We start from the raw sequence: 26,710 nt of genomic DNA, 5'->3' as shown, positions 1-26,710 counted from the left end.
GAGTTGGGTCATGAACGGCCGACGTGCCCTCGCTGCCATCGCAGTGGCAACCATGGCAACCGCGGGCGCGTTGGCAGCGCCGACCACGGCGGAAGCGCAGGATTTTATCTCCGCGCTGTTCGGCGGCTTCAACGCGCCGCAGCGCCAAGCGCCCTATATCCGGATGCCGTTCGCCGACGAGGCGCCGCCGGTGCAGCGTCCAGCGCCGCGCAGCCAGCCGGTCTATTCCGGTGGAGGCAGCACCGCGTGGTGCGTGCGCACCTGTGATGGCCGCTATTTCCCGCTCGGCGCCACCGGTGACCAGAGCAAGGAGGCCGCCTGCAACAGCTTCTGCCCGGCGGCCAAGACCGAGATCGTCTATGGCAGCTCGATCGACGGCGCCGAGACGGATGGCGGCAAGCCGTATTCGGCGCTGCCCAACGCATTCAAGTATCGCACCGAAATCGTCGACGGCTGCACCTGCAACGGCAAGGACCATTTCGGCCTCGCCAAGGTGTCGATCGCCAACGATCCGACCTTGCGCAAGGGTGACGTCGTTGCCAGCGACGACGGCCTCAAGGTCGCCAACCGGACCGGCAGCGGCAAGCGCGCCGAGCTGAACTTCTCGCCGGCGCCCGCGGCGCTGCGCGCGAAGTATGAGCGCGCGCCGGTGATGGCGTCCGACTGATCCTGCGAGACCGTCAGGCCGCGCGGATCTTGCCGAGGAAGTCCGTGACCTGATGACCAAGATTTCTGCTCTGGCTCTCCAGCGTCTCTGAGGCATTGCGCACGTTGTCGGCTGCGGCCGCAGCCGCGTCCGCGTCCGACTTCACGCCGGTGATGTTCTCGGAGACGTTCTTGGTGCCGTCTGCAGCGAACTGGGTGCTGCGCGAGATCTCCTGCGTCGCCGCGCCTTGCTCCTGCACGGCAGCGGCGATCGCGGTCGCCACCTCGTTGACCTCGCCGATGATGCCACCGATCCGCTTGATGGCGTCGATCGCGTCATTGGCGACGCGCTGAATGTCGGCGATCTGCTCGGAAATCTCGTCGGTCGCCTTCGCGGTCTGGCTCGCGAGCGTCTTCACCTCGGAGGCGACGACGGCGAAGCCCTTGCCGGCCTCGCCGGCGCGCGCCGCCTCGATGGTCGCGTTCAGCGCCAGCAGATTGGTCTGCGAGGCGATGCTGTTGATGAGCCCGACAACCTCGCCGATCCGGTTCGCCGATTGCGCCAGCCCCTGCACCGTGCCGTCGGTCATGCGGGCCTGCTCCACCGCCCGGCTGGCGATGCCGGCGGCATGGGAAGCCTGCTTGGAGATGTCCGCGATCGACGCATTCAGCTCCTCCGCCGCGGAGGCGACCGTCTGCACGCTCATCGAGGCGTCGTTCGAAGCCCTCGCGGCGACCTCGGCGCGGGTGTTGGTTTGCCGCGACACGTTGGTGAGGCCGGCCGACGTGGCCTGCATGTCGGTGGAGGCCTGGCCGAGCTGCTCCAGCGACCCGCGCACCAGACTTTCGAACTCCGCGACGTAGGACTCGATCGCGCGCTGGCGCGCAGCTGTCGCGGCGTTGCGCTCGCGCTCCTGGGCCTCGATCGCGAGCTTGTCCTTGGCCTGCTGCTTGAAGGTCTCGAGCGCGTTGGCAAGCGCGCCGATCTCGTCCTGCCGCTGGGTGTAGCCGGTGTCGACGCCGAGATCGCCGCCCGCGACCGCGAGCATGGCATTGCGCATCCGGTGCAGCGGCCGGATCACCCGGCCGCTCACGGCGGCGATCGCTGCGCCGCCCAGTGCGACGGCCAGGAGCAGCAGCGTCAGCTGGAGCATCAGCGACTCCGTCGCAGCGCTCTGCTGCGCGCTGGAATGGTCCTTGGCTGCGTCGAGCGCCGCCTCGGCCAGGGCGACCGCGCTCGTCATCTTGTTCACGGAGAATGGACTCCACTGATATGGCGTCAGCTCGGGCTTCTCGCCCTTTTGCACCGCTGCCAGCAGACGTTCGCGCAGGCCGGCATACTCCGCAGTGAAATAGGCCTGCTCCGTGCCCGACATCGCCGCAGAGAGCGCCGGCGGCAGGCTCATGCCGGAGGTGGCGAGCTGGACCGCCTTCCATGCGGCATCGATGCCGCCGACCAGCTTGGTGTAGGCCAGCACGGCTTCGGGCGACACCTTGCCGGCCGTCAGCGCATTGCTGACGACGAGCGACGCTTCACCGGCCGTGTTGCGCATCAGCCAGGCCATCTGCTTGATCAACAACAGCTGATCGACGGTCGCACTTTGATGATGGACGCTGGCGGCGATATTGACCGTGATCTTGTCGAGCAGGACCAGTAGCGCGTCGAACGTCTCGCCAAGCTCCTTGGGCAGGCCGGCGCGGCGGGCCGCCTTCGGCTTGACGATCTCGGTCCAGAATTCGCTGTGCTCCGCGGTCAGCGTCTTGTTGAGCCGGTCGAGGTCGGCGACCAGGCTCTGATTTTGTTGGAAGTCGATGCTTGGCAGCAGCTCCAGGCTGCGGTTCAGCGCTGGGACATAGATGCCACGCGCGGAGCGCAGGAATTTCTCGGTGTCGCCGTCCATGGCCTGATCGGCGTTGAGGACGCGGATCGTGGTCGAACGGTCGCTGCGCATGCTGTTCATCGCCTTGAACAGGACGCCGGAGACCTCCGAAACGCGCGCGATCCGCTGAGCCGATTGCAGCCTGCTCCAGGAGCTCCAGGCGTTCAGCGCGAACAGGGCGATGACGGCGAAGGCGGCGGTGATGATGACCGTCTTCAGCAGTGAAGAAATGGTCAGGCGGTTCAGCATTTTGATCTCCGATTCACTGCATTCGAGCGCAAACCGGTAAAAGAACTGGATCAGCAGCGACCCGTGGAACTACGGAGAAACAGATTGCGATCGCAAGTTCCGAGAGTGGAACCGCAAGCCGCCGAGTGGGTTAGCTCCACAGCGCCAGCGCATTCTTCATCTCCCAGGGGACTCCCATGCTCATCAGTGCTCTCGTCACCTTCCTCGTCGTCATCCTCATTCTGTATCTGATCAACCTGTTGCCGATCGACGGCCGCGCCAAGCAGATCTGCCGCGTCGTCGTGATCGTGCTCGGCGTGATCTCGCTGCTTCGCTACATCGCGGTCATATGATCTGAGGATCATGTTACCTCTCGCCTGATCAAAAAAAGCCCCGGCGGATCGCCAGGGCTTTTTCACATCAGGCCTAAGCCTTCTCGTTCTGCTTGGCCTCGCGGCGCCGGGCGGTGAGGATGTACTCGGTGTAGCCGTTCGGCTGGGTGCGGCCTTCGAACACGAGGTCGCAGGCTGCCTTGAAGGCGACGCCGTCGAACGACGGCGCCATCGGCTGATACAGCGCGTCGCCGGCGTTCTGCTTGTCGACCACGACGGCCATGCGCTTCAGCGAATCCATCACCTGCTCCCTGGTGACGACCCCATGGTGCAGCCAGTTGGCGAGATGCTGGCTGGAGATCCGCAAGGTGGCGCGGTCCTCCATCAGGCCGACATCGTGAATGTCGGGCACCTTGGAGCAGCCGACGCCCTGGTCGATCCAGCGCACGACATAGCCGAGAATGCCCTGGCAGTTGTTGTCGATCTCCTGGCGCACGTCGTCGGGCGCCCAGTTCGACTGCGACACCGGGATGGTCAGGATGTCGCCGAGCTTGGCGCGCGGGCCCGCCTTCGCCAGCTCATCCTGACGGGCGTGCACGTTGACCTGATGATAGTGCAGGGCATGCAGCGTCGCCGCCGTCGGCGACGGCACCCATGCGGTGGTGGCGCCCGCCTGCGGGTGGCCGACCTTCTGCGCCAGCATGTCCGCCATCTTGTCCGGCGCCGCCCACATGCCCTTGCCGATCTGGGCATGGCCGGGCAGGCCGCAGGTCAGGCCGTTGTCGACGTTCCAGTCCTCATAGGCCTTGATCCAGGGCTGTGCCTTCATCTCGTTCTTGCGGATCATCGGACCCGCTTCCATCGAGGTGTGGATCTCGTCGCCGGTGCGATCGAGGAAGCCGGTGTTGATGAAGACGATGCGCTTCGATGCCTGCTGGATGCAGGCCTTGAGGTTGACCGTGGTGCGGCGCTCCTCGTCCATGATGCCGACCTTCATGCTGTTTTCCGGCAGGCCGAGCAGCTTCTCGACGCGCGAAAACAGCTCGACCGTGAGCGCCACCTCGTCCGGGCCGTGCATCTTGGGCTTGACGATGTAGATCGAGCCGGTGCGGCTGTTCTTGACCTTGGAGTTGCCCTTGAGGTCGTGCATCGCCAGGAGGCCGGTGACGGCGGCATCGAGAATGCCCTCCGGCACCTCCTCACCCTTGGCGTCGAGCACGGCGTCGGTGAACATGTGGTGCCCGCAATTGCGGATCAGCAGCAGGCTGCGGCCGTGCAAGGTGAGCGTCCCGCCGGACGGCGTGGTGTAGCTGCGGTCGCTGTTCAGCGCGCGGGTGAGCGTCTTGCCACCCTTCTCGAAATCGGCCGACAGCGTGCCGTTCATCAGGCCGAGCGTGTTGCGGTAGACCAGCACCTTGTCCTCGGCGTCGACGGCGGCGACCGAGTCCTCCATGTCGAGGATGGTCGAGACCGCGGCCTCCAGGATCATGTCGGAGACGCCTGCCGGATCGTCCTTGCCGATGACATGGCTGCGGTCGATCACGACCTCGACGTGGAGGCCGTTGTTGGCGAGCAGGATCACGGAAGGGGCGTCGGCCGAGCCCTGGTAGCCGGCGAACTGGTCGGCGTTCTTGAGCGCGGTGGCGTTGCCGCTCTTCAGCTTGGCGGAGAGCTGGCCGGCGATGACGCTGTAGGCGGTCACGTCGGTGTGGCTGCCGGTGGCGAGCGGTACGGCGGCGTCGAGGAAGGCCTTGGCCTTGGCGATCACCTTGTCGCCGCGGGCCTTGTTGTAGCCCTTGCCGGACTCGCTCGGATCGTGCGGGATGGCGTCGGTGCCGTAGAACGCGTCGTAGAGCGAGCCCCAGCGCGCATTCGCCGCGTTCAGCGCGTAGCGGGCGTTGGTGAGCGGCACCACGAGCTGCGGCCCGCAGATCTTGCCGATCTCTTCGTCGATATTGGCGGTCTCGACTTTGTGCGTGGCCGGCTCCGGCAGCAGGTAGCCGATCTCCTTCAGAAACGCGGTGTAGGCGCCGAGGTCGAAGGCCTTGCCCTTGTTGGCGAGGTGCCAGGCGTCGATCTTGTCCTGCAGGGCATTGCGGAGGGCGAGCAGGTCGCGGTTCTTCGGGGCGAGATCGCGCAGGATCGCGCTGAGGCCGGCCCAGAATGCGTCCGGATCGATCCCGGTCTTCGGCGTGGCCTCCTTGGCGATGAAGTCGAACAAAACGGGGGCGATCTTCAGTCCATGGGCGTCGATACGGGTCATGATGAGACGTTTCTCTCGAATAAGGGCGACGTTGCGCGTGTCTTGGGCATGCTGAAATGGCCGCCTCGAAGGCGGCGTGTGCAGTGCATTTAGCGCCAAAGCGGGGGCCACGAAAGGGGGGAGGGGTATCGCAGTTGGTCGGGGGGCAGCGGACAGGCGGGCTGGTTCCGGGCGGAGTGATGCCAAGTAATTTCGCAGGACCGCCTCAGAGTTCGGCCGCGAGCCCACAACCGTGCGGAGCTCTCGGATCGGGCACGCTGCCACCCTCCCCTGGAGGGGGAGGGTCGACTCGCAACGAGCGAAGCGAGATGCGAGGCGGGGGTGGGGTGATCTCTCCACGAGCGCCGGTGCGCGTGGCATCACCCCACCCCGTCGCGCATCGCTGCCGCGACGCGCGCCCTCCAGGGGGAGGGTGACAACGCAAAGCGTGCCGCAAATGGCGTTCCGACGTACACCAAACGGCTGCGGACAACTCAACGAAGGTGATCGCTCGTGGAGGTGATGGCTCATGCGACTTCGTCCTCGCGGCGCGTGATCGCGTCCGAGCTTTGCTGACGTGCCGCCCCTCGATCACGAGAGGCGCGGGGAAGGCCGGGTGCAGGCTGCACCCATGGCCCGCCTGCAGAAAAAAATGCAGGCGGCAGTCACCACAGGTACGAGCCGGACATCCGGCCTCCCCTGCGCGATGGCTCTACGGTTGCTCCGTGGTCTCCCCGGTGCGCCGGGCTTTCTGGTCACCGTTGCCCGCGCGACGCATTGGCGTCATCGCAAGCGTGGCATCAGCATCGGGATGCCAGGACCCCACGGCTTGGCCGTGCGCCTCGGGACTGTCCGTCGACATGATTGCTCACGCCGCAGCCCAAAGCGCCCACCGCATCCCGCACCCGACGTCCGTGACGGTCGCGAACTGTCCCTCGTGTGGGACGGGATGCTCAGAGATAAGCATGAATTCGGAAAAAAGGAAAGAGGAATATTTTTGGGCCGAGGACTGGATAGGGCAAATCAGCTTGGCCGGACGAGGGAAACAGGCTTTTCCATGCGAGAGGTGCGCGTTGAAATCTGTAGCACCTAGTGCTATATAAAACCATGGCTGGCCAATTCAAGCGAGTTTTCAAAACCGCATGGTTCTCGAAGGCGGCACGCAAGGCTCGTATCAGGGACATCGAGCTCTGCGAGGCCGTCGAGGCAGTCATCAAGGGCCAGGCTGACGATCTGGGAGGTGGGGTCTTCAAGAAGCGTCTGAACAAGAACATGCACCGGAGCATCATCCTCGCCAAGAGCGGTCGATACTGGATCTACGAATATCTATTCGCCAAGAAGGATAGAGCGAACATCGACGATGATGAGCTGGAAGACTTCCGAACTCTCGCAAAGAGCTATGCCGCATTGAATAGCGCACAACTCGCGCAACTCCTGGCGGACGAAGACTTGGTGGAGATCTGTCATGACGAAAAAAAATAGGTTCAAGAGCGACCTCTCGGAAGCGCTTCATTCGTCCGCCACGATGCTTCACAAAGTCGGCGCGCTCGACAAGGCGACGATGCGGGACTTCGATTCCCGTCATCTAGCCGTCGCCAGTGAAATGAAGCCTGCTCAGATCAAGCGGCTCCGTGAGGCCAACAATGTCAGTCAGCCGGTGTTCGCCCGATATCTCAATACGAGCGAAAGTACCATCGAGAAATGGGAGACTGGAGCCAAGCGGCCGAGCGGCATGGCGCTCAAGCTGCTGACAATCGTCCAGAAGCACGGGTTGAAGATCCTCGCCTGATGCAGTCAGTACCTCGTGGCGGGCGGCTAAACCAGCGTGAACGGGGCGATATATAGGTCTGGCCTTCGGTATCGCTGTTGCTGATACGGAGCTACACGTGTTCCGCACTTTCCGAGCCTGCCTTGCGAGCCTCCGGCGGCGGAAGCGGCTGTTCAGGGAGTACGACGTCGTTCGTCTTCGGAGGTTGGTGCCAACCATACCTCTTCCGATCGGCGCGCAAGGTACCATCGTGATCGATCATCGTTCCAGGCCGCCGGCATATCTGGTCGAGTTCTTTTCTGACGGAGAGCATGCCGGGCTTTATGACGTCGTGCCTGAGGACATCGAGTTGATGATCCCATACGAAGGATGGTTCGTGAAGGGGAGCCCGCGTGAGCTCTCGCGACACGCGGTGCCTGCTCGAAGTGATTGGCGACTGAAATGATCGGCGCGCGTCGTCTCGCCGGCTCTACGGTCTGTGGAGTTTGCAGCGCAATCTTGCTTACTCAAGCGGGCATCAAATAGAGTATTCTCGCAGCAGACTCGATAAATTGTAGAAATTGACAATGCGCGCCAGAATCTTGAGTGAAATAGAGAGACTTGCGGAGGCTAACGGCGGTCAGGCTCCAGGTGTTCGCGCGTTCGAGAGCGCAACCGGCATTACCGAGGGGACTTGGCGCGGCCTGTATTGGGCTCGTTGGAGTGATGCCCTAGCCGAGGCTGGCTACGCGGCGAACAAGTTTCAAGGTAAGTCTGAGGCCGATCATATTCTGGCGAGCTTCGTGGAAGCGGCCCGATACTATAAGCGGCTGCCGACCATTATGGAAATTCGGATGTTCAGGCGGCAGCGCGAGGACTTCCCGAACGAGAAGACAATCCACTCTTATTTTGGATCAAAAGAGGGATTGATCTCGAACCTCAGGGCATGGTTGGAGGGCAGGTCGGGATACGACGATATCGTCCAGATGCTCGGCCAGAAAGTGGAGGCCGAAACTCCGACCAACTCGAGGGAAGGTCTAGTTTATCTCATAAAATCCGGTACCCACTACAAAATTGGCCGCAGCGATGAATTGGAACGCCGAGTCAAAGAAATTCGTATCGCTCTTCCCGAAGCCGCAACGCTTGTTCACTCGATCCGCACCGATGATCCCGCAGGCATCGAGGCATATTGGCATCGTCGCTTCGTAGACAAGCGAGCGAACGGTGAGTGGTTTAAGCTGACTAACGCGGACGTAGCGGCATTTAAGAAGCGAAGATACCAGTAGCGCATCATCGTCAGGCACTGGATGTCGCCCCGTTCATCCCGGCTACGCGCCGTTGTGAGGCCACCGCCTGAGCCGTGCCGCCTCGACCAGCATTCCGATCGTCAAGGGCTGCCGTAGGTGGCGCAAGCTGAGAAGCCGTAGGACAAACCCGGTCAACGTGAAGCCCTCCGGTCCAAAATGACGGTCGAACGCGAAGTCGGGCAGGTCGACTTCGAACTGCCGTTGAAATGCAAGCAGGAATTCGCGCGCATCCTCGCCGTCCACGCCGAGGTCGCGGGCGACGTCGGTCTCGTCGAAGAGCGGCCTGCGCGTCGTCGTCTGCGCCGCGACGAACTGCAGGACGGATTGACGGAGCAGGTCTGTTGTCTGTTGCATTATCTCGTGCCTGACTCTGCATGCTGCCACGCGCCGACTGCCAAAGTCGCTTTTGCCCTCCTACGCAACAATGGATCTATGCCCACGCCATCCCAATCACGATGGCCGGACCGTCGCTTTCCTTGTTGGATCCCTTGGTCACGGGCCTCCGGACGCTTGTGCCGCGCTCGCGCCGTTGCTGTGGCTACAACGCGCCGAAGGTGACGAGCCGGAGCTTCAACCAATCCGAGGGCGGCACATCGCTGGCTTGTCCGATCGGCCCAGTTGCGATCGACGGCCGTATGCTTCCGTCCTGCTCCCCTCATGCCCTTGACGGCGCCAGGCGGAATTCGACCACGTCCTCGGCCGTGGACAGGTCGCGCGCCATCTGGGCGGTCTCGAACCGGCCGGCGGCCTGCAGCACCAGCTCGAAATGGAATTGCCGCTTCGCCTCGCTGTATTCGTAGCACCAGTCCAGCACGTCGAAGCCATAGGCCCGCATGCATTCGCGCAGTTCGGCCTCGCTCGGCTGCAGACCATGGCGGTAGACGACCGACAGCGACAGCGTGGTTTGATGCGGCAGCCATTGTTCGACCTTGCCGAGCAGGGTCATCGCGGCCAGGGACAATGCCGTGGCGCAAAGCGCGGTGCCGTAGAGGCCGATGCCGATGATGATGCCGATCGCCGACGTCATCCAGATCGAGGCGGCCGTCGACACGCCGCGGATGGTGAAGCCGTCCTTGATGATGACGCCGGCGCCGAGGAAGCCGATGCCGGTCATCAGGCCCTGGATCACGCGCGTCGGATCGGAGACGGTCGGCGACACCGCCATGCCGCCATACCAGCTGCCGGGAAAGCCGTTGATCGCCGTCAGCAAGGTCGATGCGACGCAAACCAGCGCGTAGGTCCGCATGCCGGCCGCGCGTCCGTGATAGGTGCGCTCGTAGCCCAGCAGCAGGCCGACGGCTGCTGCACCCATCAGGTGCAGCAGCAGAATCCCGTTCGTCTCCAGTTCTGCCCTCGACCAATAGGCCGCCAGATGCTCCATCCTGCGCCTCGACAGCGTTGCTGCGCGTGCCGTGAACTGTGCGGATCAAGTGCTAATTTCTGCTTGCAGATCGTACGGCGGCCCCATGGGCAGGCTTGGCGTCCAAGAGCGAACCGGCGCACTCCTCCGTAGGTCTTCGGGGAGAAGGTGACCACGCTTGGCTGCGGCTGTCGCTCTGCTCGCCGATGTCGCGCGTGACGTCACGAGGCCGAATTTGAGCCAGGCTGCGGACGGCACCTCGGGTGAGGCGTGTGTGCGGTCGACGATGTCGATCAAGCCGGGGTCGATGTCCCTCTCGCGCAAGATAGCGCGACCTGCTCGCCAAGAGGTGTGGTCCGGCCGGCGCGATGCTGTCGCTCGATCCCGCCCGCGCCGATTCATTGCCCCCGCACAGTCCCACTTCGGACGTAAAAGCTATCGATAACTACTTGCATCTAGCGGGGGTGGGGGAGGCGCATCATGTCGTTCACTGGGCTGCGGTCGATCGTCCTGTGTCTCGGTCTGCTCGCTCTGCCCGCACTCGCAGCCGACAAGTCGACGGCACCGTACCTTGCGGCGGCTCCGGAAAAGCCGACCTTGCTGCAAATGCTCGCTTCGGCGCTGAAGCCGAAATCCGCGCACCCGGCTGCGCCTGAGCACAGGCCGAGAATCCGCCAGGCTGCGGCGACCAGGAAGCCGAAGGCTTCCTCAACACCTGCTGCGACCGAGGAGCCGGCGGCCCTGCCCACCACGGTCGGTGCGGCCGCGACTCCACCTGCACCCCTCTCCGAGGCAGACCCCGCCGCTAAGGGGCTGGCGCTGTTCAACGACGTGAGCCTGTCGGACGGCGGCAAGGCGTCCTGCGCCACCTGCCACTTCTCGACTGGGCATACCAACAACAAGACCTATGTCGGGCTCGACGTCGTCGCCGACGGCGACCCCAACGGCAGGAATACGCCGACCCTGTGGGGCGTCGGCGAGCGCTCGGTGTTCGGCTGGGCCGGGCAGGCGGCGACGCTGGAGGACAGCATTCGCGGCATCATCGTCAACCGCATGAAGGGGCCGGAGCCGTCGAAGGAGACGCTGGCGGCGCTGGTCGCCTATGTGCGGACGCTGAACTATCCGGCGAACTGGCAGGTCAAGGACGACGGCACGCCGAGGGACGATGCCAGCGCGGCCGTGAAGCGCGGCTATGAGCTCTATGTCGGCGATGGGGGCTGCGGCACCTGCCACGTGCTGCCGAGCTTCGACAAGAAGAGCCGCGACGACATCGGCACCGGCGGCAAGTTCAAGGTGCCGACCCTGCACGCGGTGGCGTCGACGGCGCCGTATTTCCACGACGGCCGCACCGCCTCGCTGCGCGACGCGGTCAAGCTGATGTGGGAGGTCTATGCCAAGAAGATGGATTCGCGGCTGCCGACCGAGGCCGAGCTCGACGATCTCACCGCCTATGTCGGCGCGCTGTAGCGTGGCACTGACAAGAAGCTGGCGTCGCGTCTTCACCGTTATTCCGGGCGATTGGCAATGCGAAGGCGCGAAGCGGCTTCGCATTGACGATCGAACCCGGAATCTCGAGCTTGTTAAGAATGGACGCAAGACAATGTCGAGATTCCGGGTTCAAGGCCTGCGGCCTTGCCCCGGAATGACAGTGCGTATCACGAGCCTGACAGGCAAACGTGAGAGGCTTGACTATCTGCCAACCCTGTCATGGACCGCGCGTGCGCGCGGTCCATGATCATGCAGTGACGACGCAATCAGATGTTGGCGCCGAGATCGGCGATGTCGTCGAACAGCACGCCCGTTTTCGACAGCAGCGATTCGAGTTCGTCGGTGGCGTCGGCGATGCCGCGCGTCGCGGTGTCGATGACGAGCTCCGCATCCAGCGGCGGCTCGTAGTCGGTGCCGATGCCGGTGAAGTTCTGCAGATTGCCGGCGCGGGCCTTGGCGTAGTGGCCCTTGGGGTCGCGACTCTCGCAGATCTCGGCGGCTGTGGCGACATAGACCTCGCGGAACAGGTCGCCGGCGACGCGACGGGCGGCCGCGCGGTCCTCGCGCGCGGGCGACACCGCCGCGACGATCGCGATGTGGCCGTTGCGGGCGAGATGGGTCGCGACCTCGGCGAGGCGGCGGATGTTCTCGGCGCGGTCCTCCGGCGTGAAGCCGAGATCCTTGTTGAGGCCGGCGCGGACGGTGTCGCCGTCGAGCAGCACCGGGGCGCCGCCGCGGCCGAACAGCCGCCGCTCCAGCGCACGCGCCAGCGTCGACTTGCCGGCGCCGGGCAGGCCGGTCATCCAGACCACCGCGCCCTTGTGGCGGTAGCGGTCGGCGCGCTCCTGCGGCTGCAGCGCCGATTCCACCGGCATGATGTCGACCGGCGCGGCGCGCTTGCCGGCGTCGACCGTGAGCACCAGACCGCCGCCTGCAATGCGGCCCTGGACCTCGATGACGAGGCGGCCGGTGCGGGCGTTCTCGGCGTAGGGATCGATGGCGACCGGCTGTGTCAGTGCGATCTCGATCTCGCCGACATGGTTGCGCGCGATCGCGGCATTCTGCTCGTTGGACAGCGAGCCCGGATCGACCGCCTTCTCGATCGCGACCACGCTGCCGCGCGCCTCGCGGGTGCCGAGCCGCACCAGGATGCTGTCCCCCTTGGCGAGCGGCTGGTCGTGCAGCCAGAAGATGCGCGCGTGCAGGCGTCGAGCCGCCTGCGGCTCGCGGCCGACATGGGCGATGACGTCGCCGCGCTCGATGAACAGCTCGCGGTCGAGCGTGATGCCGACCGAGCGGCCGGCGCCCTGCGGCGTCGTGACGGGCGTCTGCGGCCAGCCCTCGACGGACTTGATCTTGGCGATCTTGCCGGCCGGCATGATCACGATCTCGTCGCCGGTCTTCAGCTCGCCCGCCTCGATGCGGCCGGCGACGATGCGGCGGTCGTCGAATTTGTAGATCGCCTGCACCGGCAGGCGCAGCGGCAGGCTCGACAGCGGTCGTGCCGGCTCCAGACCGTCCAGCGCCTCAACCACGGTCGGGCCCTTGTACCAGCCGATCCGCGAGGTGTGCTGGGCGACGCCGTCGCCGTCGCGGGCGGAGATCGGGATCACGGCCACCGGCTTGACGCCGAGACCCTCGAGATGCGTCGAGATCTCGGCCTTGATCTCGTCGAAGCGGGACTGGCCGAAATCGACCCGGTCCATCTTGTTGACGACGACCGCGACCTGCTTCACGCCGAGCAGATGTAGCAGATAGCCGTGGCGCCGGGTCTGGTCGCGCACGCCTTCGAGCGCGTCGATGATCAGCACCGCGCCGTCGGCCTGCGAGGCGCCGGTGATCATGTTGCGCAGGAATTCGGCATGGCCGGGCGCGTCGATCAGCACGACCTCGCGCGCATTGGTGCGGAAGCGGATCTGCGTGGTGTCGATGGTGATGCCCTGGTCGCGCTCGGTCTGCAGCGCATCGAGCAGGAACGACCATTCGAACGGCATGCCGCGCCGGGCCGAGACCGCCTGCAGCATTTCGAGCTTGCCCTCGGGCAGGCTGCCGGTCTCATGCAGCAGGCGGCCGACCAGGGTCGACTTGCCGTGGTCGACATGGCCGACGATCACGATGCGGACCTGCGGACGGGTGGTGCCGTTCGGCGTGGCGGGGGCGGCTGACGGGACTCGCATGTTCATCGCCTCGTCCCCGCTCACAGATAGCCGGCGACGCGAAGCCGCTCGAAGGCGTCCTCGGTCTCGTGGTCGAGCGCGCGGCCGGCGCGCTCCGGCACCTTGGTGCTTTCGAGCTCGGCGAGAATCTCGGGGATGTTGGAGGCGTTGGACGCCACCGGGAAGGTGATGTCCTGATCGCCGAGCGAGCGGTAGCGCTTGCCGTTCCTGGACAGATAGAGCGGAATGATCGGGATGTTCTCGCGCGCGGTGTAGGCCCAGATGTCGGCCTCGGTCCAATGCAGGATCGGATGGATGCGCAAGTGAGCGCCCTGCGGCGGCGAGGCGTTGAAATGATCCCAGAACTCAGGTGGCTGATCGCGCACGTCCCAATGGCCTTCGGCGCCGCGCGGCGAGAACACGCGCTCCTTGGCGCGCGTCGCTTCCTCGTCGCGGCGGATGCCGGCGATCAGGCCGTCGAAGCCGTGCTTGGCGAGCGCCATCTTCAGGCCTTCGGTCTTGCGCGCAGCCGAGCGGGCCGCGGGGGGCAGGGTCGGATCCACCGCGTCGATCGGCGGGCACGGCTCGACCTTGAGATCGAGGCCCCATTCCTTCGCGTAGGTGTCGCGGAAGGCGTACATCTCCGGAAACTTCTTGGCCGTGTCGACATGCATGGCCGGAAACGGCACACGGCCGAAGAACGCCTTGCGCGCCAGCCAGATCATGACGTTGGAATCTTTTCCGAGCGACCAGAGCAGCGCGAGCTTCTTCAGCCGTGCAAAGGCCTCGCGGAGAATGTAAATGCTCTGCGCCTCGAGCTGATCGAGATGATCCATGGTCGGCGCGGCGCTGAGGACGCGCGGCATGGAAGATGCTTGCTCGATCTCGGAGGAGGGCAACCGATCTCTGGAAACGTCGTTGGTAAGAATGTGCATGCTATCAGCCATCGCCTGCTTGGGAGAAAATTCTATGGCGAAGCCAAGGAATAATTTTCTCTTTACGTGTGCGGCGTGACACTTATATAGAAAATAATTCCAGTCAACCCCGAAGAGTCGAAACCGAAGAGCGCGATGCAATATCTGCCGGTGTTTCTCGATCTGAAGACCGGCCCCGTGCTGCTGATTGGCGCGGGCGAGCTCGTGCGCGCCAAGCTTCGCGTGTTGCTGTCCGCGGGCGCGCGCATCCGCTGGTTCGCCACCGACGGCGACTTCGATCTCGCGGGTCTGCGCGATGAGCACGGCCAGATCGAGCGCGCCGAAGGCGACCCGCTGAGCGCCGATCTCACTGGCGTCATCGCCGTGCTGTGCGCGGGCGCCGGCGACATCGGCGTTGCGATGTCGGCGCGGGCACGCAGCGTTGGTCTGCCCGTCAACGTGATGGACGATCTCGCGCATTCCAGCTTCATCTTTCCGGCGATCGTCGATCGCGGCGACGTCGTGGTGGCGATCGGCACCGGCGGCTCCTCGCCCGTGGTGGCACGCCGCGTGCGCGAGCGCATCGAGGCGCTGCTGCCGGCGCGGATCGGCGAGCTCGCGAGCTTCATCGGCGACTTCCGCAGGACCATCAATCCGCTGATCACCGAGATGCCGCTGCGCCGCCGCTTCTGGGAGCGCATCGTCGACGGCCCGATCGGCGCGCTGGTGCTGGCGGGGCGCAAGCACGAGGCCGCGGCGGCGCTGCATGGCATCGCCGATCCGACCGCGTTCGCGGGCGCGGATCATGCGGGCCGCAGCGAAGGCCATGTGACCCTGGTCGGTGCGGGCCCCGGTGATCCGGACCTGCTGACGATCAAGGCGCTGCGCGCGCTGCAGGATGCCGACGTCGTGTTCTATGACGAGCTGGTCACGCCCGAGATTCTCGACCGCATTCGCCGCGACGCTTCGCGCGTGCCGGTCGGCCGCCGCGTCGGCAAGCCCGGCATCGGCCAGGATGCCGTCAACAGGCTGCTGATCGAGGCGGCGCGCGACGGCAAGCGCGCGGTGCGTCTCAAGGGTGGCGATGCCTACGTGTTCGGCCGCGGCGGCGAGGAGGTCGACGCGCTGCGCAACGCCGGCGTGTCCTACACGATCGTGCCCGGCATCACCGCCGGCCTCGGTGCCGCCGCGCAGTTCGAGGTGCCGCTGACCTTCCGCAGCAAGGCGCTGCGCATCACCTTCCTCACCGCGCACAAGGAGCGCGATGCCGAGGCGGTGGACTGGTCGGCGCTGACGGACATCAAGATGACGGTCGTGGTCTACATGGGCATGACGGCCGCGCCTGCCGTGCGCACCGGGCTCCTCGCCGCCGGCCGCTCGCCGCAGACGCCGGTCGGTGTGTTCGCCAAGGTCACGCGCCCCGACGCGCAGGCCGTGGTCGGCACCTTGGATCAACTGCCTGACCTCGTGGCCAAGATCGATGGCGGTCCGGCCATTCTCATCATCGGTGATGTCGTGGCGCATTCGGCGCCGTGGCGTCAGCAGAACCTCAGTGGCGTGATCGCAAAACTCCTGGAACCCGTCTGAATGACCTCTCCGCTGCAACAGAAGATCAAGATCACCGGTCCCTCGATCATCACCGCGAACCGGACCTGGGACGGCGCGGTGATCTACCGCACCGGCACCAAGAGCTGGTCGGATGAGCTGAGCGATGCTGCGATCGTGCGCACCGCCGACGAGGCACGTACGCTGTTGTCGGAGGCGGTGGCCGACGATCTCGGCGCGATCGGTCCCTATATCGCGCCGGTCGAGGTTGGCACCGACGGTGCGGTCAAGCCCGGCAATATGCGCGAACACATCCGGCTGACGGGCGCCACCATCGCGCTCCCGGCTCAAGCCTGAAGGCTCTCTCATGTACGCTTATGACGAAATCGATCGGACCCTGGTCAACGAGCGCGTCGCCGAATTCCGCGACCAGGTGAAGCGGCGCCTGTCGGGCGAGCTCTCCGAAGACGAGTTCAAGATGCTGCGGCTGCAGAACGGCGTCTATCTGCAGCTCCACGCCTACATGTACCGCATCGCCATTCCCTACGGCACGCTGTCGTCGAACCAGTTGCGCCGGCTGGCCCATGTCGCGCGCCGCTATGACCGCGGCTACGGCCACTTCACGACGCGGCAGAACATCCAGTTCAACTGGATCAAGCTCGCCGAGCTGCCCGACGCGATGGCCGACCTTGCGGAAGTGGGCATCCAGTCGATGCAGACCTCCGGCAACAACATGCGCAACGTCACCTCCGACCAGTGGGCCGGCGTGGCGCCGGGCGAGATCGAGGATCCGCGCATCTGGGCCGAGCTCTTGCGCCAGTTCACGACCCTGCATCCGGAATTCTCGTTCCTGCCGCGCAAGTTCAAGATCGCGATCACGGCGTCCGAGCATGACCGCGCTGCGATCAAGATCCATGACATTGGCCTGCGTCTGCTCAAGAACGCGCAGGGCGAGACCGGCTTCGAGGTGCTGGTCGGCGGCGGCCTGGGCCGCTCGCCGTTCATCGCCAAGACCATCAAGCCGTTCGTCCATGGCCACGACATCCTCAGCTATGTCGAGGCCATCCTGCGCGTCTACAACCAGTACGGCCGCCGCGACAACATCTACAAGGCGCGCATCAAGATCCTGGTGCACGAGCTCGGTATCGAGAAGTTCGCGTCCGAGGTCGAGGAGGAGTGGCAGCAGATCCGCGACGGCGTGCTCAAGCTCGATCAGGGGATCATCGAGGACATCCGCTCGCGCTTCTTCTATCCGGCCTACGAGACGCTGCCGCACATGCCGGAGGAGCTGAAGCAGGCCGCGCACGATCAGAAGTTCGAGGCCTGGCGCAAGAACGCGGTCTTCCCGCACAAGGCGCAGGGCTATGCGATCGTGGTCGTGTCGCTGAAGCCGGTCGGCAAGCCGCCGGGCGATGCGACCGCCGACCAGATGGATGCGCTTGCCGAGATCGCCGACAAATATTCGTCCAGCGAGATCCGCGTCGGTCATGAGCAGAACCTTGCGTTGCCGCATGTGCGCAAGCGTGATCTGCCGGCGGTGTGGAAGGCGCTCGAGGCGATCGGCCTCGCCATCCCCAACGTCAATCTCGTTTCCGACATCATCGCGTGCCCGGGGCTCGACTACTGCTCGCTGGCGAACGCGCGCTCGATCCCGATCGCGCAGGAGATCACGCGCCGCTTCGCCAATCACGACACGGCGAACCTGATCGGCCGGCTGCACATCAACATCTCCGGCTGCATCAATGCCTGCGGCCACCACCATGTCGGCCACATCGGCATCCTCGGCGTCGAGAAGAACAACGAGGAATTCTATCAGATCACGATCGGCGGCCGCGCCGATGAGGGCGCCGTGCTCGGCACCCTGATCGGACCCGCGGTGCCCTATACCGAGGTCGCCGACGTCGTCGAGGACATCGTCGAGGCCTATCTTGCGCTGCGCGCGAGCCCTGAGGAGCTGTTCGTCGATACGGTGAAGCGGCTCGGGGTCGAACCATTCAGGGAGCGGGTTTATGCCACTCGTTAAGGGCGGACACATCATCGCGGACGCGTTCGTCCGCCTCACCGACGATGCCGAGCTGCCGGCGCAGGGGGCCGTCCTGGTCTCGGAGACGCGTTTTCTCGCCGGCCCCGACGCGCTGGTCAGCCGGACCGGTGGCAAGCTCGGCGTGATCTGGCCGAACAATCGCGACGTCGACGATCTCGTGCCGTATCTCGACCGGCTCGCGCTGGTCGCGCTGGTGTTTCCGAGCTTCCGCGACGGCCGCGCCTATACCCAAGCGCGCCTGCTGCGCGAGCGCTATGGCTATCGCGGCGAACTGCGCGCGACGGGGCAGGTGCTGCGCGACCAGTTCGTGTTCATGCTGCGCGCCGGCTTCGATGCCTTCGAGGTCAAGAAGCAGACGGATGCCGAGGCCTTCACCGAGACCGTGAAACGCTATTCGGTGTTCTACCAGCCGACGGGCGACGGCCGTATCTCGGCGCTGCATCAGCGCCTGCAACTGCGCCATTCGGAGAGTGCCGGGCTGTGAGCACGCTGGCTGCATCGCCTTCGGTTGCGGAGATCCCGGTCGCGGCGCTCGACGCCGCGCTGCGCACGGCCGCGCCGCGCGAGGTCATTGCCGCTGCTCTCGAGGCGATCGGTCACGAGCGGCTGGCGGTGGTGTCGTCGTTTGGAACGGAGTCGGCGGCGCTGCTGAAGGTGACGGCCGACGTTGATCCGGCGATCCCGGTGATCTTCCTCGACACCGGGCACATGTTCGCGGAGACGCTGGCCTATCGCGACCAGCTCATCGAGATTCTCGGCCTGCGGGACGTACGCTCGATCAAGCCCGACGCCGCGGCGCTGGCGCGCGAGGATGCCGACAACGAGTTGTGGTTCTCCGATCCCGACGCCTGCTGCCGCATCCGCAAAGTCGAGCCGCTGGCACGCGCGCTGGCGCCGTTCGCGGCCTGGATCAATGGCCGCAAGCGTTTCCAGGGCGGACTACGTGCGGCCATCCCGGTCGTCGAGCAGGACGGCGCGCGTGTGAAGTTCAATCCGTTTGCGAACGTGACGCGAGAGGACATCGCCGAAATCTACCGCTCGGCCAACCTGCCGCAGCATCCGCTGGTCGCCTCCGGCTTCCGCTCGATCGGCTGCATGCCCTGCACCAGCCGCTCGGATTCAGCCGAGGACGAGCGCGCCGGCCGCTGGCGCGGCCGCGACAAGACGGAGTGCGGCATCCACACGGTGGCGACGTCGTCGGTGTAGGCTGCATGCGGCCATGAACATCGTGTTCGTGGAGAGGGACAGCGCGGATATCGAACGACGTCCTTGGCCTCGCGGACTGCTTCACCCCTCATCCTGAGGAGCCCGCCCCGAGGCGGGTGTCTCGAAGGATGAGGCCCGGACCACCTCCGCCGACGGCACTCCAGCCGTGCGTCTTCAACACCGCCACACGCTCCCACTCAGGGGGTGCATTCCGTGGTGAGAACAAGCGATGAACAAAGTCAAGCGCGATCGGGTGTCATGCGAGTTGGATCACGCCCATTCGCTGTGCTTCGCGCCCTCACGACGACAATGTGTCGCGGCGAAGAACAGCCATCCCATTGCGCCCCGCTTCGTAGCACAATGCCCATGTCCGGCCGGAAACAAGAGAATCCGGTTTCGTTGACTCTGAACCGCACATCCGGCGATCTGCAGTGCGCGCCTGCAGCATTGCGGGCTTTGGTCAAGGGAATGGAGAGCTTGGATGATGCGGCGTGTTCTGGCTGTTGTCGCGGGCCTGGCATGGGCGGGGTCGGCCGTTGCTGCCGACGTAAACCTGCTCAACGTGTCCTACGACCCGACCCGCGAACTCTATGTCGAGTTCAACAAGGCGTTTTCAGCCGCCTACCAGAAGGAGACCGGCAAGAGCGTCGAGGTCAAGCAGTCCCATGGCGGCTCCGGTGCGCAGGCCCGCAGCGTGATCGACGGGCTGCAGGCCGATGTCGTGACGCTGGCGCTCGCCTATGACATCGACGCGATCGCGGGCAAGGGTCTGCTCGACAAGGAGTGGCAGAAGCGGCTGCCGCAGAATGCCTCGCCCTATACGTCGACCATTGTCTTCCTGGTCCGGAAGGGCAATCCCAAGGGCATCAAGGATTGGGACGATCTGCTCAAGAAGGGCGTCGAGGTGATCACGCCCAATCCGAAGACGTCCGGCGGCGCGCGCTGGAACTATCTCGCCGCCTGGGGCTATGCGCTGAAGAAGTTCGGCTCGGTCGACAAGGCCAAGCAGTTCGTCGGCGACCTCTACCAGCACGTCCCTGTGCTCGACACCGGCGCCCGCGGCGCCACCGTGACCTTCGTGGAGCGCGGTGTCGGCGACGTCCTGCTCGCCTGGGAGAACGAGGCCTATCTGGCGCTGCGCGAGTTTGGCAAGGACAAGTTCGAGATCGTCGCCCCGCAGCTGTCGATCCTGGCCGAACCACCAGTTGCGGTGGTCGATTCGGTGGCCGATAGGAAGGGCACGCGGAGTGTGGCTGAATCCTACCTGAAATACTGGTATACAAAGGAAGGTCAGGAAATTGCCGCACGCAACTCCTACCGTCCGCGGGATCCCGAGGTCGCCAAGAAGTACGAGGCGGCCTTCGCCAAGGTCGAGCTGTTCACCATCGATGAGGTGTTCGGCGGCTGGACCAAGGCCCAGAAGGAGCATTTTGCGGAAGGCGGTATCTTCGATCAAATCTACAAGAATTGATCGAATCGGAAGGAACGAGTTGGTGGCAGCCGGTCTGATACGGCTTCGAGACAGTAAGGCAACAAGCTGGCGTTGCGGCGATCTGCGACATTGCGCATGAGACGCTGTCCCCGGTCTCGATTTGCCGAGACGAGGCTGGGGGCGGCGGGCGGACACCACAATCGATTCAAGCCCATCGACACCGATCATCAACGGACCAGGCCTTTTTTTGAACGTACTTGCACCACGTCGCAGCACCTTGCCGGGCTTTGGTCTCACCATGGGACTGACGCTGACCTGGCTGTCTCTGATCGTCCTGATTCCGCTTGCGGGGCTGTTCGTCCGCTCGACCGATCTCAGCCTCGACCAGTTCTGGGACATCGTCACCAGCCGGCGCACGTTGAGCGCACTCAAGATCTCGTTCGGCCTCGCCTTCGCCGCAGCCTGCGTGAATCTCGTGATGGGCACCATCGTCGTGTGGGCGCTGGTGCGCTACCGCTTTCCGGGGCGCCGACTGTTCGACGCGATCGTCGACGTTCCGTTCGCGCTGCCGACGGCAGTGGCCGGCGTGGCACTGACTGCGCTGTTCACCCAGAAGGGCTGGCTCGGCGCGCCGCTCGCCGCGATGGGGATCAAGGTGGCGTTCACGCCGCTCGGCATCTTCGTCGCGATGATCTTCATCGGCATCCCCTTCGTCGTCCGCACGGTGCAGCCGGTGCTGATCGATCTCGATCCGGAGATCGAGGAGGCGGCGGCGAGCCTCGGCGCCGGGCGCTGGCAGATCGTGACCCGCGTGATCCTGCCGAGCCTGACGCCGGCGCTGCTCACAGGCTTCGCACTCGCCTTTGCGCGCGCGGTCGGCGAGTACGGATCGGTGATCTTCATTGCCGGCAATCTGCCGAACGTCTCCGAGATCGCGCCGCTGCTGATCGTGATCCGGCTGTCCGAATTCCGCTACGCCGATGCCACCGCGATCGCGGTGGTCATGCTCGTCGTGGCGTTCCTGATCATCTTTGCCGTGAACCGGTTGCAGCGCTGGGCGCAGAGCCGGGCGCCCTTGAACTAGGACCCGACATGAGCGTGGAGATGACCCTGCAGGCGCCGTCCGTGGCATCGTCCGCGACCAGCCCGCGCCTGGCGCAGGCCGGCCGCCCCGATCCGCGCACCGAGCCGCGCCTGGTCCGCATCGTCATCACGACGCTGGCATTGGCGTTCCTGTCGGTGTTCGTGGTGCTGCCGCTGATCGTCGTGTTCGTGGAAGCGTTCGGCAAGGGCATCGCTGCCTATTTTACCGCGCTTGCCGACGCCGAGGCGTGGGACGCGATCCGCCTGACGCTGCTGGTGGCGCTGGTCTCGGTCGGCACCAATCTCGTGTTCGGCCTGTGCGCCGCCTGGTCGATCGCCAAGTTCGACTTTCCGGGCAAGACGTTCCTGATCACCCTGATCGATCTGCCGTTCTCGGTGAGCCCGGTGATATCGGGCCTCGTGTTCGTGCTGCTGTTCGGCGCGCAGGGGTTCTTCGGTCCGTGGATGCAGAGCCATGGCCTGCAGATCCTGTTCGCCTTTCCCGGCATCGCGCTGGCCACCGTGTTCGTGACCTTCCCGTTCGTTGCGCGCGCGCTGATCCCGCTGATGCAGGAGCAGGGCACGCAGGAGGAGGAGGCGGCGATTTCGCTCGGCGCGTCCGGCCTGCAGACGTTCTTCCGCGTCACCTTGCCGAACATCAAATGGGGCGTGCTGTATGGCGTGCTGCTCTGCAACGCGCGCGCGATGGGCGAGTTCGGCGCCGTCTCGGTGGTGTCCGGCCATATCCGCGGCGAGACCAATACGATGCCGCTGCTGGTCGAGATCCTCTACAACGAATACCAGATGGTCGCCTCGTTCGCGATCGCCTCGCTATTGGCGATGCTCGCGCTGATCACGCTGGTCGTCAAAACCGTCCTCGAACGGCAACTCGATGAGGGAGGTCAGCATGACCATTGAAGTCAGGGGTGTCGTCAAGACGTTCGGCACGTTCAAGGCGCTCGACGGCGTCGATCTCAAGGTCGCCGACGGCGAATTGCTGGCGCTGCTGGGCCCGTCCGGGTCGGGCAAGACGACCTTGCTGCGGATCATCGCCGGGCTGGATTGGCCTGATGCCGGCGAGATCCTGTTCGACGGCGAGAGCGCACTCGATCGCGGCGCGCGCGAGCGCCATGTCGGCTTCGTGTTTCAGCACTACGCGCTGTTCCGGCACATGAACGTGTTCGAGAACGTCGCCTTCGGCCTGCGCGTGCAGCCGCGCCGCGTCCGCAAGAGCGAGGCGGAGATCCGCGCGCGCGTGAAGGAGCTGCTGGATCTCGTCCAGCTCGACTGGCTCGCCGATCGCTATCCGAGCCAGCTCTCCGGCGGCCAGCGCCAGCGCATCGCGCTGGCGCGTGCGCTCGCCATCGAGCCGCGCATCCTCTTGCTCGACGAGCCGTTCGGCGCGCTCGACGCCAAGGTGCGCAAGGAGCTGCGGCAATGGCTGCGCACCTTGCATCACTCCATCAACGTCACCTCGATCTTCGTCACCCACGACCAGGAGGAGGCGCTCGAGGTCGCGCACCGCGTGGTGGTGATGGACAAGGGCCGGATCGAGCAGGTCGGCTCGCCGAGCGACGTCTACGACGCGCCGGCGACGGCGTTCGTCCACGGCTTCATCGGCGAGTCGATCATGCTGCCGGTCGAGATCACCGGCGGCGCGGTGCACCTCAAGGGACGCCCGCTCGATCTCGCGGCCGAAGGCGCGGCGGCCGGGGCCTCCACCTTGTTCGTGCGCCGCCACGACATGGTGATCGGTCCGGCCGGCAGCGGAACGCTGGACGGCGACATCACTCATGTCCGCAGCTTCGGCCCGGTGCAGCGCGCCGAAATCGCGCTGGCGGAGGGCGTCGCGACGATCGAGATCGACGCCCCGCGTGACCGCGAGCTCAGGATCGGCGAGCGGGTCGGACTGAAGCCGCGGCATTATCGGATCTTTGCGGGGTGAGGGCGCGTGGCCGCGTGGGCCGCGGCCAGCTCGATCCGGCGATGTATGCCGTGAGCTCCGAGCACTTGCAGCTCTGAGCCGTAGGCCTCAACCAAAAAAAACAGTGTCGTCCCGGACAAGCCCGACAACGCGTAGCGTTGGCGGGCGCCGATCCGGGACCCATACGCCGTGACGTCCGTTGTTGAGCCCGCTCGACCGGCATCGCGTCTCGCCACGACCGCCGCGGCGTCTGGGTGCCGGTGCGACACTAAAATTGTGGCGCCGTCCTTGGCTTGATCGCACGGAGGGTCCGCGCCGCCACGGCGCTTGACCGCGTGGACGTTATGGTTGACGAACCGTTGCCGGCCGGATTGGCCGCAATTGTACCGATGGAACTTACCTCCGATTCACCTTTCAGCCACGGTTGATGTGCAACAACCCGCCTCTCTCGTCGGCATAGGGACTGGTTCATTGAAGCATCTGGCACTCGCTCTCTCCGTTGCATTCCTGCTCGCCGGCTGCGCGGCCGAGACGCCGGTGGTGCAGGCGCCGACCATGTATGCCGACATGGCGGTCGCGGGCGCGAAGCTCGATGCTGTCGCTGCCGCGACGATGATCTCGCAATACCGCCAGAACAACGGGCTCGGCATGGTCGAGGTCGATCCCGAGCTGATGCGGCTCGCGGAATCGCAGTCGCACGCCATGGCCGACAAGAACAAGCTGGATCATGACGTGCGCGCCCCGCTGGCGAAGCGCTTGACCGGCGCGGGATACGATGCGGCGGTCGCGGTCGAGAACGTCTCGGCGGGCTACCACACGCTGGCGGAGGCCTTCTCGGGCTGGCGCGACTCGCCGCCGCATCGCGCCAACATGCTGAAAAATGGTGTCACAAAAATAGGCATCGCAGCGAGCTATGCTCCGAATACCAAGTACAAAGTGTTCTGGACCATGATCCTGGCCGCGCCGGACGGCAAGAAGCCCTCCTGACAGGCAGGGCTGCCGCCGCCCTGCGCAGGCCGCGCGCGCGGCGCTCGCGCGAGTCAGGGCCGACGTAGCCCTTGGGGTGGATTGACGTCACCGCGAAGTGACGCCACGTTGGCGCCTTGCTTTGCTAATGACCGCAGTAATGACGCAACATCCGTTTCCCCCGCTGCCTGCAACCCCCAGCGAATCGCAACGTGTCCTCGTCCTGCAGGGCGGCGGCGCGCTCGGCTCCTATCAGGCCGGCGCCTATCAGGCGCTGTGTCATTTCGATTTCGAGCCGGAATGGGTCGCCGGTATCTCGATCGGCGCCATCAACGCCGCGATCATCGCCGGCAACGACCGGGACAAACGCATCGGCCGTCTCAAGGAATTCTGGGAGATGGTGTCGTCGCCGGTGCCGTGGAAGCCGCTGCTCAATGGCGATCATCACCGCTCGGCCTTCAATGAGGTCAGTGCCGGGCTGATCGCTGCCTTCGGCGTGCCCGGCTTCTTCACGCCGCGCTTTCCGCCGGCGCCGCTGTGGCCGTCCGGCACGCCGCAATCGGTCAGCTATTACGACACCGCGCCGCTCAAGCGGACCCTGGAGCGACTCGTCGATTTCGACCGCATCAACGATCTGAAGACACGCCTCTCCGTCGGCGCCGTCGGCGTCACCACCGGCAATTTCACCTATTTCGACAATGTCGAATTCAAGAAGCAGGGCAAGCGGATCGGACCCGAGCACATCATGGCGTCTGGCGCGCTGCCGCCCGGCTTCCCGCCGGTCGAGATCGACGGCGAGCATTATTGGGACGGCGGCATCGCCTCCAATACGCCGCTGGACTACGTGCTCGACACCGAGACCGATCGTGATCTCCTGATCTTCCAGGTCGATCTGTTCTCCGCACGTGGCGATCTGCCGAGGACGCTGCTGGAGGCCGCCGAGCGCGAGAAGGACATCCGCTATTCCAGCCGGACGCGGATGAACACGGACAAGAACCGCATGATCCACAACACGCGCAAAGCGCTGCGCGAGCTCTATGCCAGGCTGCCGGACGAGCTGCGCAACGATCCGTCGCTCGAGATCCTGTGCAAGGCAGCACAGGAGAACACCGTCACGGTGGTGCACCTGATCTACCGCAGCAAGAGCTACGAGAGCTCGTCGAAGGACTACGACTTCTCCCATGTTGCGATGGTCGAGCATTGGGAGGCGGGCGTTCGCGACGTCCACCAGTCGATGCATCATAAGGACTGGCTGGAGCGGCCGCAGTCCGGCGAGACCATGGTCACCTACGATCTCACGCAGGACGGCAGTCTCGCTGCCGCCAAGAAGGAGTGAAGCAATGACGACGAACCTCAAGGGCAAGACCGCGGTCGTGACCGGCTCCACCAGCGGCATCGGGCTCGCTTATGCCCGCGCCTTCGCGTCGGCCGGCGCCAACATCGTCCTCAACGGCTTCGGCGCCCCCGCCGACATCGAGAAGGAGCGCGCGGCGATCGAGAGCGACTACAAGGTCAAGGCCGTGCACTCGCCGGCCGACATGAGCAAGCCGGCCGAGATCGCCGGCATGATCGCGCTCGGTGAGACCACGTTCGGCTCGGTCGACATCCTCGTCAACAATGCCGGCATCCAGTTCGTCTCGCCGGTCGAGGACTTTCCGCCGGAGAAGTGGGAGCAGATCATCGCGATCAATCTGTCGTCCGCGTTCTACGGCATCCGTGCCGCGGTGCCCGGCATGAAGAAGCGCGGCTGGGGCCGCATCATCAACACCGCCTCGGCACACTCGCTGGTCGCATCTCCGTTCAAGTCGGCCTATGTCTCGGCCAAGCACGGCATCGCCGGCCTCACCAAGACCGTGGCGCTCGAGCTCGCGACCTTCAAGATCACCTGCAACTGCATCTCGCCGGGCTATGTCTGGACGCCGCTGGTGGAGAAGCAGATTCCGGACACCATGAAGGCGCGCAACCTCACCAAGGAGCAGGTCATCAACGATGTGCTGCTGGCGGCGCAGCCGACCAAGGAGTTCGTGACCTCCGAGCAGGTCGCGGCGCTGGCGCTGTTCCTGTGCGGCGACGATGCGGCGCAGATCACCGGCACCAACCTGTCGATCGACGGCGGTTGGACTGCGGCGTAACGATCGCAGAGAGCGCTGAACGAGGCACCAGTTTCGCGCCGAGGCGGGTTTCGCTTCGGCGCGGTCCATTCTACAAGCG

General features: G+C 65.1%; 25 protein-coding genes. 19 read left to right on the top strand and 6 right to left on the bottom strand.

All coding sequences use genetic code 11. The features are described from left to right. Nucleotides 1-10: 10 nt before the first annotated feature. A complete protein-coding gene (locus tag QX124_RS10020; RefSeq protein ID WP_315797055.1) occupies nucleotides 11-667 on the top strand; it encodes a DUF2865 domain-containing protein in 657 nt (218 codons plus the stop codon). Nucleotides 668-680: 13 nt separating this feature from the next. Here QX124_RS10020 and QX124_RS10015 read toward each other — a convergent pair whose 3' ends face one another. Next, nucleotides 681-2,774 (bottom strand): HAMP domain-containing methyl-accepting chemotaxis protein, encoded by a 2,094-nt coding sequence (locus tag QX124_RS10015; protein ID WP_315797054.1) that lies wholly within the window; start codon nucleotides 2,772-2,774, stop codon nucleotides 681-683. Between the two features lie 176 nt (nucleotides 2,775-2,950). On the opposite strand from QX124_RS10015, the gene QX124_RS10010 reads away from it, so the two are divergent. Then, nucleotides 2,951-3,106 carry a Thivi_2564 family membrane protein gene (locus tag QX124_RS10010; protein ID WP_315734551.1) on the top strand — a complete coding sequence of 52 codons (156 nt, stop codon included), beginning with the start codon at nucleotides 2,951-2,953 and terminating at the stop codon, nucleotides 3,104-3,106. 73 nt (nucleotides 3,107-3,179) lie between these two features. Here QX124_RS10010 and QX124_RS10005 read toward each other — a convergent pair whose 3' ends face one another. Next, nucleotides 3,180-5,348 (bottom strand): malate synthase G, encoded by a 2,169-nt coding sequence (locus QX124_RS10005; RefSeq protein ID WP_315797053.1) that lies wholly within the window; start codon nucleotides 5,346-5,348, stop codon nucleotides 3,180-3,182. Nucleotides 5,349-6,434: 1,086 nt separating this feature from the next. Between QX124_RS10005 and QX124_RS10000 the strand changes: the two genes are divergently transcribed. The 4 genes from QX124_RS10000 (at nucleotide 6,435) to QX124_RS09990 (ending at nucleotide 8,360) form a co-directional block, all read left to right on the top strand. Continuing rightward, nucleotides 6,435-6,809, top strand: a complete 375-nt coding sequence (locus QX124_RS10000) for a type II toxin-antitoxin system RelE/ParE family toxin (RefSeq protein WP_315734547.1) — start codon at nucleotides 6,435-6,437, stop codon at nucleotides 6,807-6,809. Beyond that, complete coding sequence (locus tag QX124_RS09995) at nucleotides 6,793-7,116, top strand: DNA-binding transcriptional regulator (protein ID WP_315734545.1); 324 nt, start codon at nucleotides 6,793-6,795, stop codon at nucleotides 7,114-7,116. The genes QX124_RS10000 and QX124_RS09995 overlap by 17 nt, the downstream gene beginning before the upstream one ends. A 97-nt stretch (nucleotides 7,117-7,213) precedes the next feature. After that, the gene (locus tag QX124_RS31850) at nucleotides 7,214-7,540 is read left to right on the top strand and encodes a DUF4926 domain-containing protein (RefSeq protein WP_409997682.1); all 327 of its coding nucleotides are present in this window, start codon (nucleotides 7,214-7,216) and stop codon (nucleotides 7,538-7,540) included. Nucleotides 7,541-7,661: 121 nt separating this feature from the next. Continuing rightward, nucleotides 7,662-8,360, top strand: coding sequence for a GIY-YIG nuclease family protein (locus tag QX124_RS09990; RefSeq protein WP_315783648.1), 699 nt, complete (start codon nucleotides 7,662-7,664; stop codon nucleotides 8,358-8,360). 42 nt (nucleotides 8,361-8,402) lie between these two features. On the opposite strand, the gene QX124_RS09985 is transcribed toward QX124_RS09990, so the two are convergent. Then, nucleotides 8,403-8,765, bottom strand: a complete 363-nt coding sequence (locus QX124_RS09985) for a DUF1493 family protein (protein WP_315797052.1) — start codon at nucleotides 8,763-8,765, stop codon at nucleotides 8,403-8,405. Nucleotides 8,766-9,036: 271 nt separating this feature from the next. After that, the gene (locus QX124_RS09980; RefSeq protein WP_315783644.1) at nucleotides 9,037-9,762 is read right to left on the bottom strand and encodes an MgtC/SapB family protein; all 726 of its coding nucleotides are present in this window, start codon (nucleotides 9,760-9,762) and stop codon (nucleotides 9,037-9,039) included. A 459-nt stretch (nucleotides 9,763-10,221) separates the two neighbouring features. Between QX124_RS09980 and QX124_RS09975 the strand changes: the two genes are divergently transcribed. Beyond that, complete coding sequence (locus QX124_RS09975) at nucleotides 10,222-11,208, top strand: cytochrome-c peroxidase (RefSeq protein WP_315797051.1); 987 nt, start codon at nucleotides 10,222-10,224, stop codon at nucleotides 11,206-11,208. A 287-nt stretch (nucleotides 11,209-11,495) separates the two neighbouring features. Here QX124_RS09975 and cysC read toward each other — a convergent pair whose 3' ends face one another. Together cysC and cysD are read right to left on the bottom strand one after the other, a co-directional pair. Beyond that, the gene (gene cysC / locus QX124_RS09970; RefSeq protein WP_315797050.1) at nucleotides 11,496-13,412 is read right to left on the bottom strand and encodes an adenylyl-sulfate kinase; all 1,917 of its coding nucleotides are present in this window, start codon (nucleotides 13,410-13,412) and stop codon (nucleotides 11,496-11,498) included. A gap of 14 nt (nucleotides 13,413-13,426) precedes the next feature. Continuing rightward, a complete protein-coding gene (cysD, locus tag QX124_RS09965; RefSeq protein WP_315735681.1) occupies nucleotides 13,427-14,221 on the bottom strand; it encodes a sulfate adenylyltransferase subunit CysD in 795 nt (264 codons plus the stop codon). 234 nt (nucleotides 14,222-14,455) lie between these two features. Here cysD and cysG point away from each other — a divergent pair, with 234 nt between their 5' ends. The 12 genes from cysG to QX124_RS09905 all read left to right on the top strand — a co-directional run bounded on the left by cysG (nucleotide 14,456) and on the right by QX124_RS09905 (nucleotide 26,631). Further along, nucleotides 14,456-15,886 (top strand): siroheme synthase CysG, encoded by a 1,431-nt coding sequence (gene cysG / locus QX124_RS09960; protein ID WP_315797049.1) that lies wholly within the window; start codon nucleotides 14,456-14,458, stop codon nucleotides 15,884-15,886. Beyond that, nucleotides 15,887-16,201 carry a DUF2849 domain-containing protein gene (locus QX124_RS09955; protein WP_315734528.1) on the top strand — a complete coding sequence of 105 codons (315 nt, stop codon included), beginning with the start codon at nucleotides 15,887-15,889 and terminating at the stop codon, nucleotides 16,199-16,201. 10 nt (nucleotides 16,202-16,211) lie between these two features. Beyond that, a complete protein-coding gene (locus QX124_RS09950; RefSeq protein ID WP_315797048.1) occupies nucleotides 16,212-17,867 on the top strand; it encodes a nitrite/sulfite reductase in 1,656 nt (551 codons plus the stop codon). Next, nucleotides 17,854-18,372 (top strand): DUF934 domain-containing protein, encoded by a 519-nt coding sequence (locus QX124_RS09945; protein ID WP_315783638.1) that lies wholly within the window; start codon nucleotides 17,854-17,856, stop codon nucleotides 18,370-18,372. The genes QX124_RS09950 and QX124_RS09945 overlap by 14 nt, the downstream gene beginning before the upstream one ends. Further along, complete coding sequence (locus tag QX124_RS09940; protein WP_315797047.1) at nucleotides 18,369-19,094, top strand: phosphoadenylyl-sulfate reductase; 726 nt, start codon at nucleotides 18,369-18,371, stop codon at nucleotides 19,092-19,094. The genes QX124_RS09945 and QX124_RS09940 overlap by 4 nt, the downstream gene beginning before the upstream one ends. 481 nt (nucleotides 19,095-19,575) lie before the next feature. Next, nucleotides 19,576-20,565 (top strand): sulfate ABC transporter substrate-binding protein, encoded by a 990-nt coding sequence (locus QX124_RS09935; protein ID WP_315734518.1) that lies wholly within the window; start codon nucleotides 19,576-19,578, stop codon nucleotides 20,563-20,565. Nucleotides 20,566-20,773: 208 nt separating this feature from the next. Further along, nucleotides 20,774-21,610 (top strand): sulfate ABC transporter permease subunit CysT, encoded by an 837-nt coding sequence (gene cysT, locus QX124_RS09930; RefSeq protein ID WP_315734516.1) that lies wholly within the window; start codon nucleotides 20,774-20,776, stop codon nucleotides 21,608-21,610. Between the two features lie 8 nt (nucleotides 21,611-21,618). Next, nucleotides 21,619-22,527 carry a sulfate ABC transporter permease subunit CysW gene (gene cysW, locus QX124_RS09925; RefSeq protein WP_315783634.1) on the top strand — a complete coding sequence of 303 codons (909 nt, stop codon included), beginning with the start codon at nucleotides 21,619-21,621 and terminating at the stop codon, nucleotides 22,525-22,527. Beyond that, a complete protein-coding gene (locus QX124_RS09920; protein WP_315734512.1) occupies nucleotides 22,517-23,554 on the top strand; it encodes a sulfate ABC transporter ATP-binding protein in 1,038 nt (345 codons plus the stop codon). The genes cysW and QX124_RS09920 overlap by 11 nt, the downstream gene beginning before the upstream one ends. Nucleotides 23,555-24,004: 450 nt before the next feature. Beyond that, complete coding sequence (locus tag QX124_RS09915) at nucleotides 24,005-24,520, top strand: CAP domain-containing protein (protein ID WP_315783630.1); 516 nt, start codon at nucleotides 24,005-24,007, stop codon at nucleotides 24,518-24,520. A 139-nt stretch (nucleotides 24,521-24,659) separates the two neighbouring features. Beyond that, the gene (locus tag QX124_RS09910; RefSeq protein WP_315734508.1) at nucleotides 24,660-25,835 is read left to right on the top strand and encodes a patatin-like phospholipase family protein; all 1,176 of its coding nucleotides are present in this window, start codon (nucleotides 24,660-24,662) and stop codon (nucleotides 25,833-25,835) included. A gap of 4 nt (nucleotides 25,836-25,839) precedes the next feature. Next, nucleotides 25,840-26,631 carry a 3-hydroxybutyrate dehydrogenase gene (locus QX124_RS09905; RefSeq protein WP_315772584.1) on the top strand — a complete coding sequence of 264 codons (792 nt, stop codon included), beginning with the start codon at nucleotides 25,840-25,842 and terminating at the stop codon, nucleotides 26,629-26,631. Nucleotides 26,632-26,710: the final 79 nt, after the last annotated feature.

It is taken from the genome of Bradyrhizobium sp. SZCCHNRI3043, assembly GCF_032377735.1.
Taxonomy (GTDB): domain Bacteria; phylum Pseudomonadota; class Alphaproteobacteria; order Rhizobiales; family Xanthobacteraceae; genus Bradyrhizobium.
This window is presented reverse-complemented; position numbering and strand designations above follow the sequence as displayed.

Excerpts from the sequence above, each read along its gene's own strand:
- QX124_RS10020 (WP_315797055.1), top strand. The coding sequence starts at position 11 with ATGAACGGCCGACGTGCCCTCGCTGCCATCGCAGTGGCAACCATGGCA.
- QX124_RS10015 (WP_315797054.1), bottom strand. The coding sequence starts at position 2,774 with ATGCTGAACCGCCTGACCATTTCTTCACTGCTGAAGACGGTCATCATC.
- QX124_RS10010 (WP_315734551.1), top strand. The coding sequence starts at position 2,951 with ATGCTCATCAGTGCTCTCGTCACCTTCCTCGTCGTCATCCTCATTCTG.
- QX124_RS10005 (WP_315797053.1), bottom strand. The coding sequence starts at position 5,348 with ATGACCCGTATCGACGCCCATGGACTGAAGATCGCCCCCGTTTTGTTC.
- QX124_RS10000 (WP_315734547.1), top strand. The coding sequence starts at position 6,435 with ATGGCTGGCCAATTCAAGCGAGTTTTCAAAACCGCATGGTTCTCGAAG.
- QX124_RS09995 (WP_315734545.1), top strand. The coding sequence starts at position 6,793 with ATGACGAAAAAAAATAGGTTCAAGAGCGACCTCTCGGAAGCGCTTCAT.
- QX124_RS09990 (WP_315783648.1), top strand. The coding sequence starts at position 7,662 with ATGCGCGCCAGAATCTTGAGTGAAATAGAGAGACTTGCGGAGGCTAAC.
- QX124_RS09980 (WP_315783644.1), bottom strand. The coding sequence starts at position 9,762 with ATGGAGCATCTGGCGGCCTATTGGTCGAGGGCAGAACTGGAGACGAAC.
- QX124_RS09975 (WP_315797051.1), top strand. The coding sequence starts at position 10,222 with ATGTCGTTCACTGGGCTGCGGTCGATCGTCCTGTGTCTCGGTCTGCTC.
- cysC (WP_315797050.1), bottom strand. The coding sequence starts at position 13,412 with ATGAACATGCGAGTCCCGTCAGCCGCCCCCGCCACGCCGAACGGCACC.
- cysD (WP_315735681.1), bottom strand. The coding sequence starts at position 14,221 with ATGGATCATCTCGATCAGCTCGAGGCGCAGAGCATTTACATTCTCCGC.
- cysG (WP_315797049.1), top strand. The coding sequence starts at position 14,456 with ATGCAATATCTGCCGGTGTTTCTCGATCTGAAGACCGGCCCCGTGCTG.
- QX124_RS09955 (WP_315734528.1), top strand. The coding sequence starts at position 15,887 with ATGACCTCTCCGCTGCAACAGAAGATCAAGATCACCGGTCCCTCGATC.
- QX124_RS09950 (WP_315797048.1), top strand. The coding sequence starts at position 16,212 with ATGTACGCTTATGACGAAATCGATCGGACCCTGGTCAACGAGCGCGTC.
- QX124_RS09945 (WP_315783638.1), top strand. The coding sequence starts at position 17,854 with ATGCCACTCGTTAAGGGCGGACACATCATCGCGGACGCGTTCGTCCGC.
- QX124_RS09935 (WP_315734518.1), top strand. The coding sequence starts at position 19,576 with ATGATGCGGCGTGTTCTGGCTGTTGTCGCGGGCCTGGCATGGGCGGGG.
- cysW (WP_315783634.1), top strand. The coding sequence starts at position 21,619 with ATGAGCGTGGAGATGACCCTGCAGGCGCCGTCCGTGGCATCGTCCGCG.
- QX124_RS09920 (WP_315734512.1), top strand. The coding sequence starts at position 22,517 with ATGACCATTGAAGTCAGGGGTGTCGTCAAGACGTTCGGCACGTTCAAG.
- QX124_RS09910 (WP_315734508.1), top strand. The coding sequence starts at position 24,660 with ATGACGCAACATCCGTTTCCCCCGCTGCCTGCAACCCCCAGCGAATCG.
- QX124_RS09905 (WP_315772584.1), top strand. The coding sequence starts at position 25,840 with ATGACGACGAACCTCAAGGGCAAGACCGCGGTCGTGACCGGCTCCACC.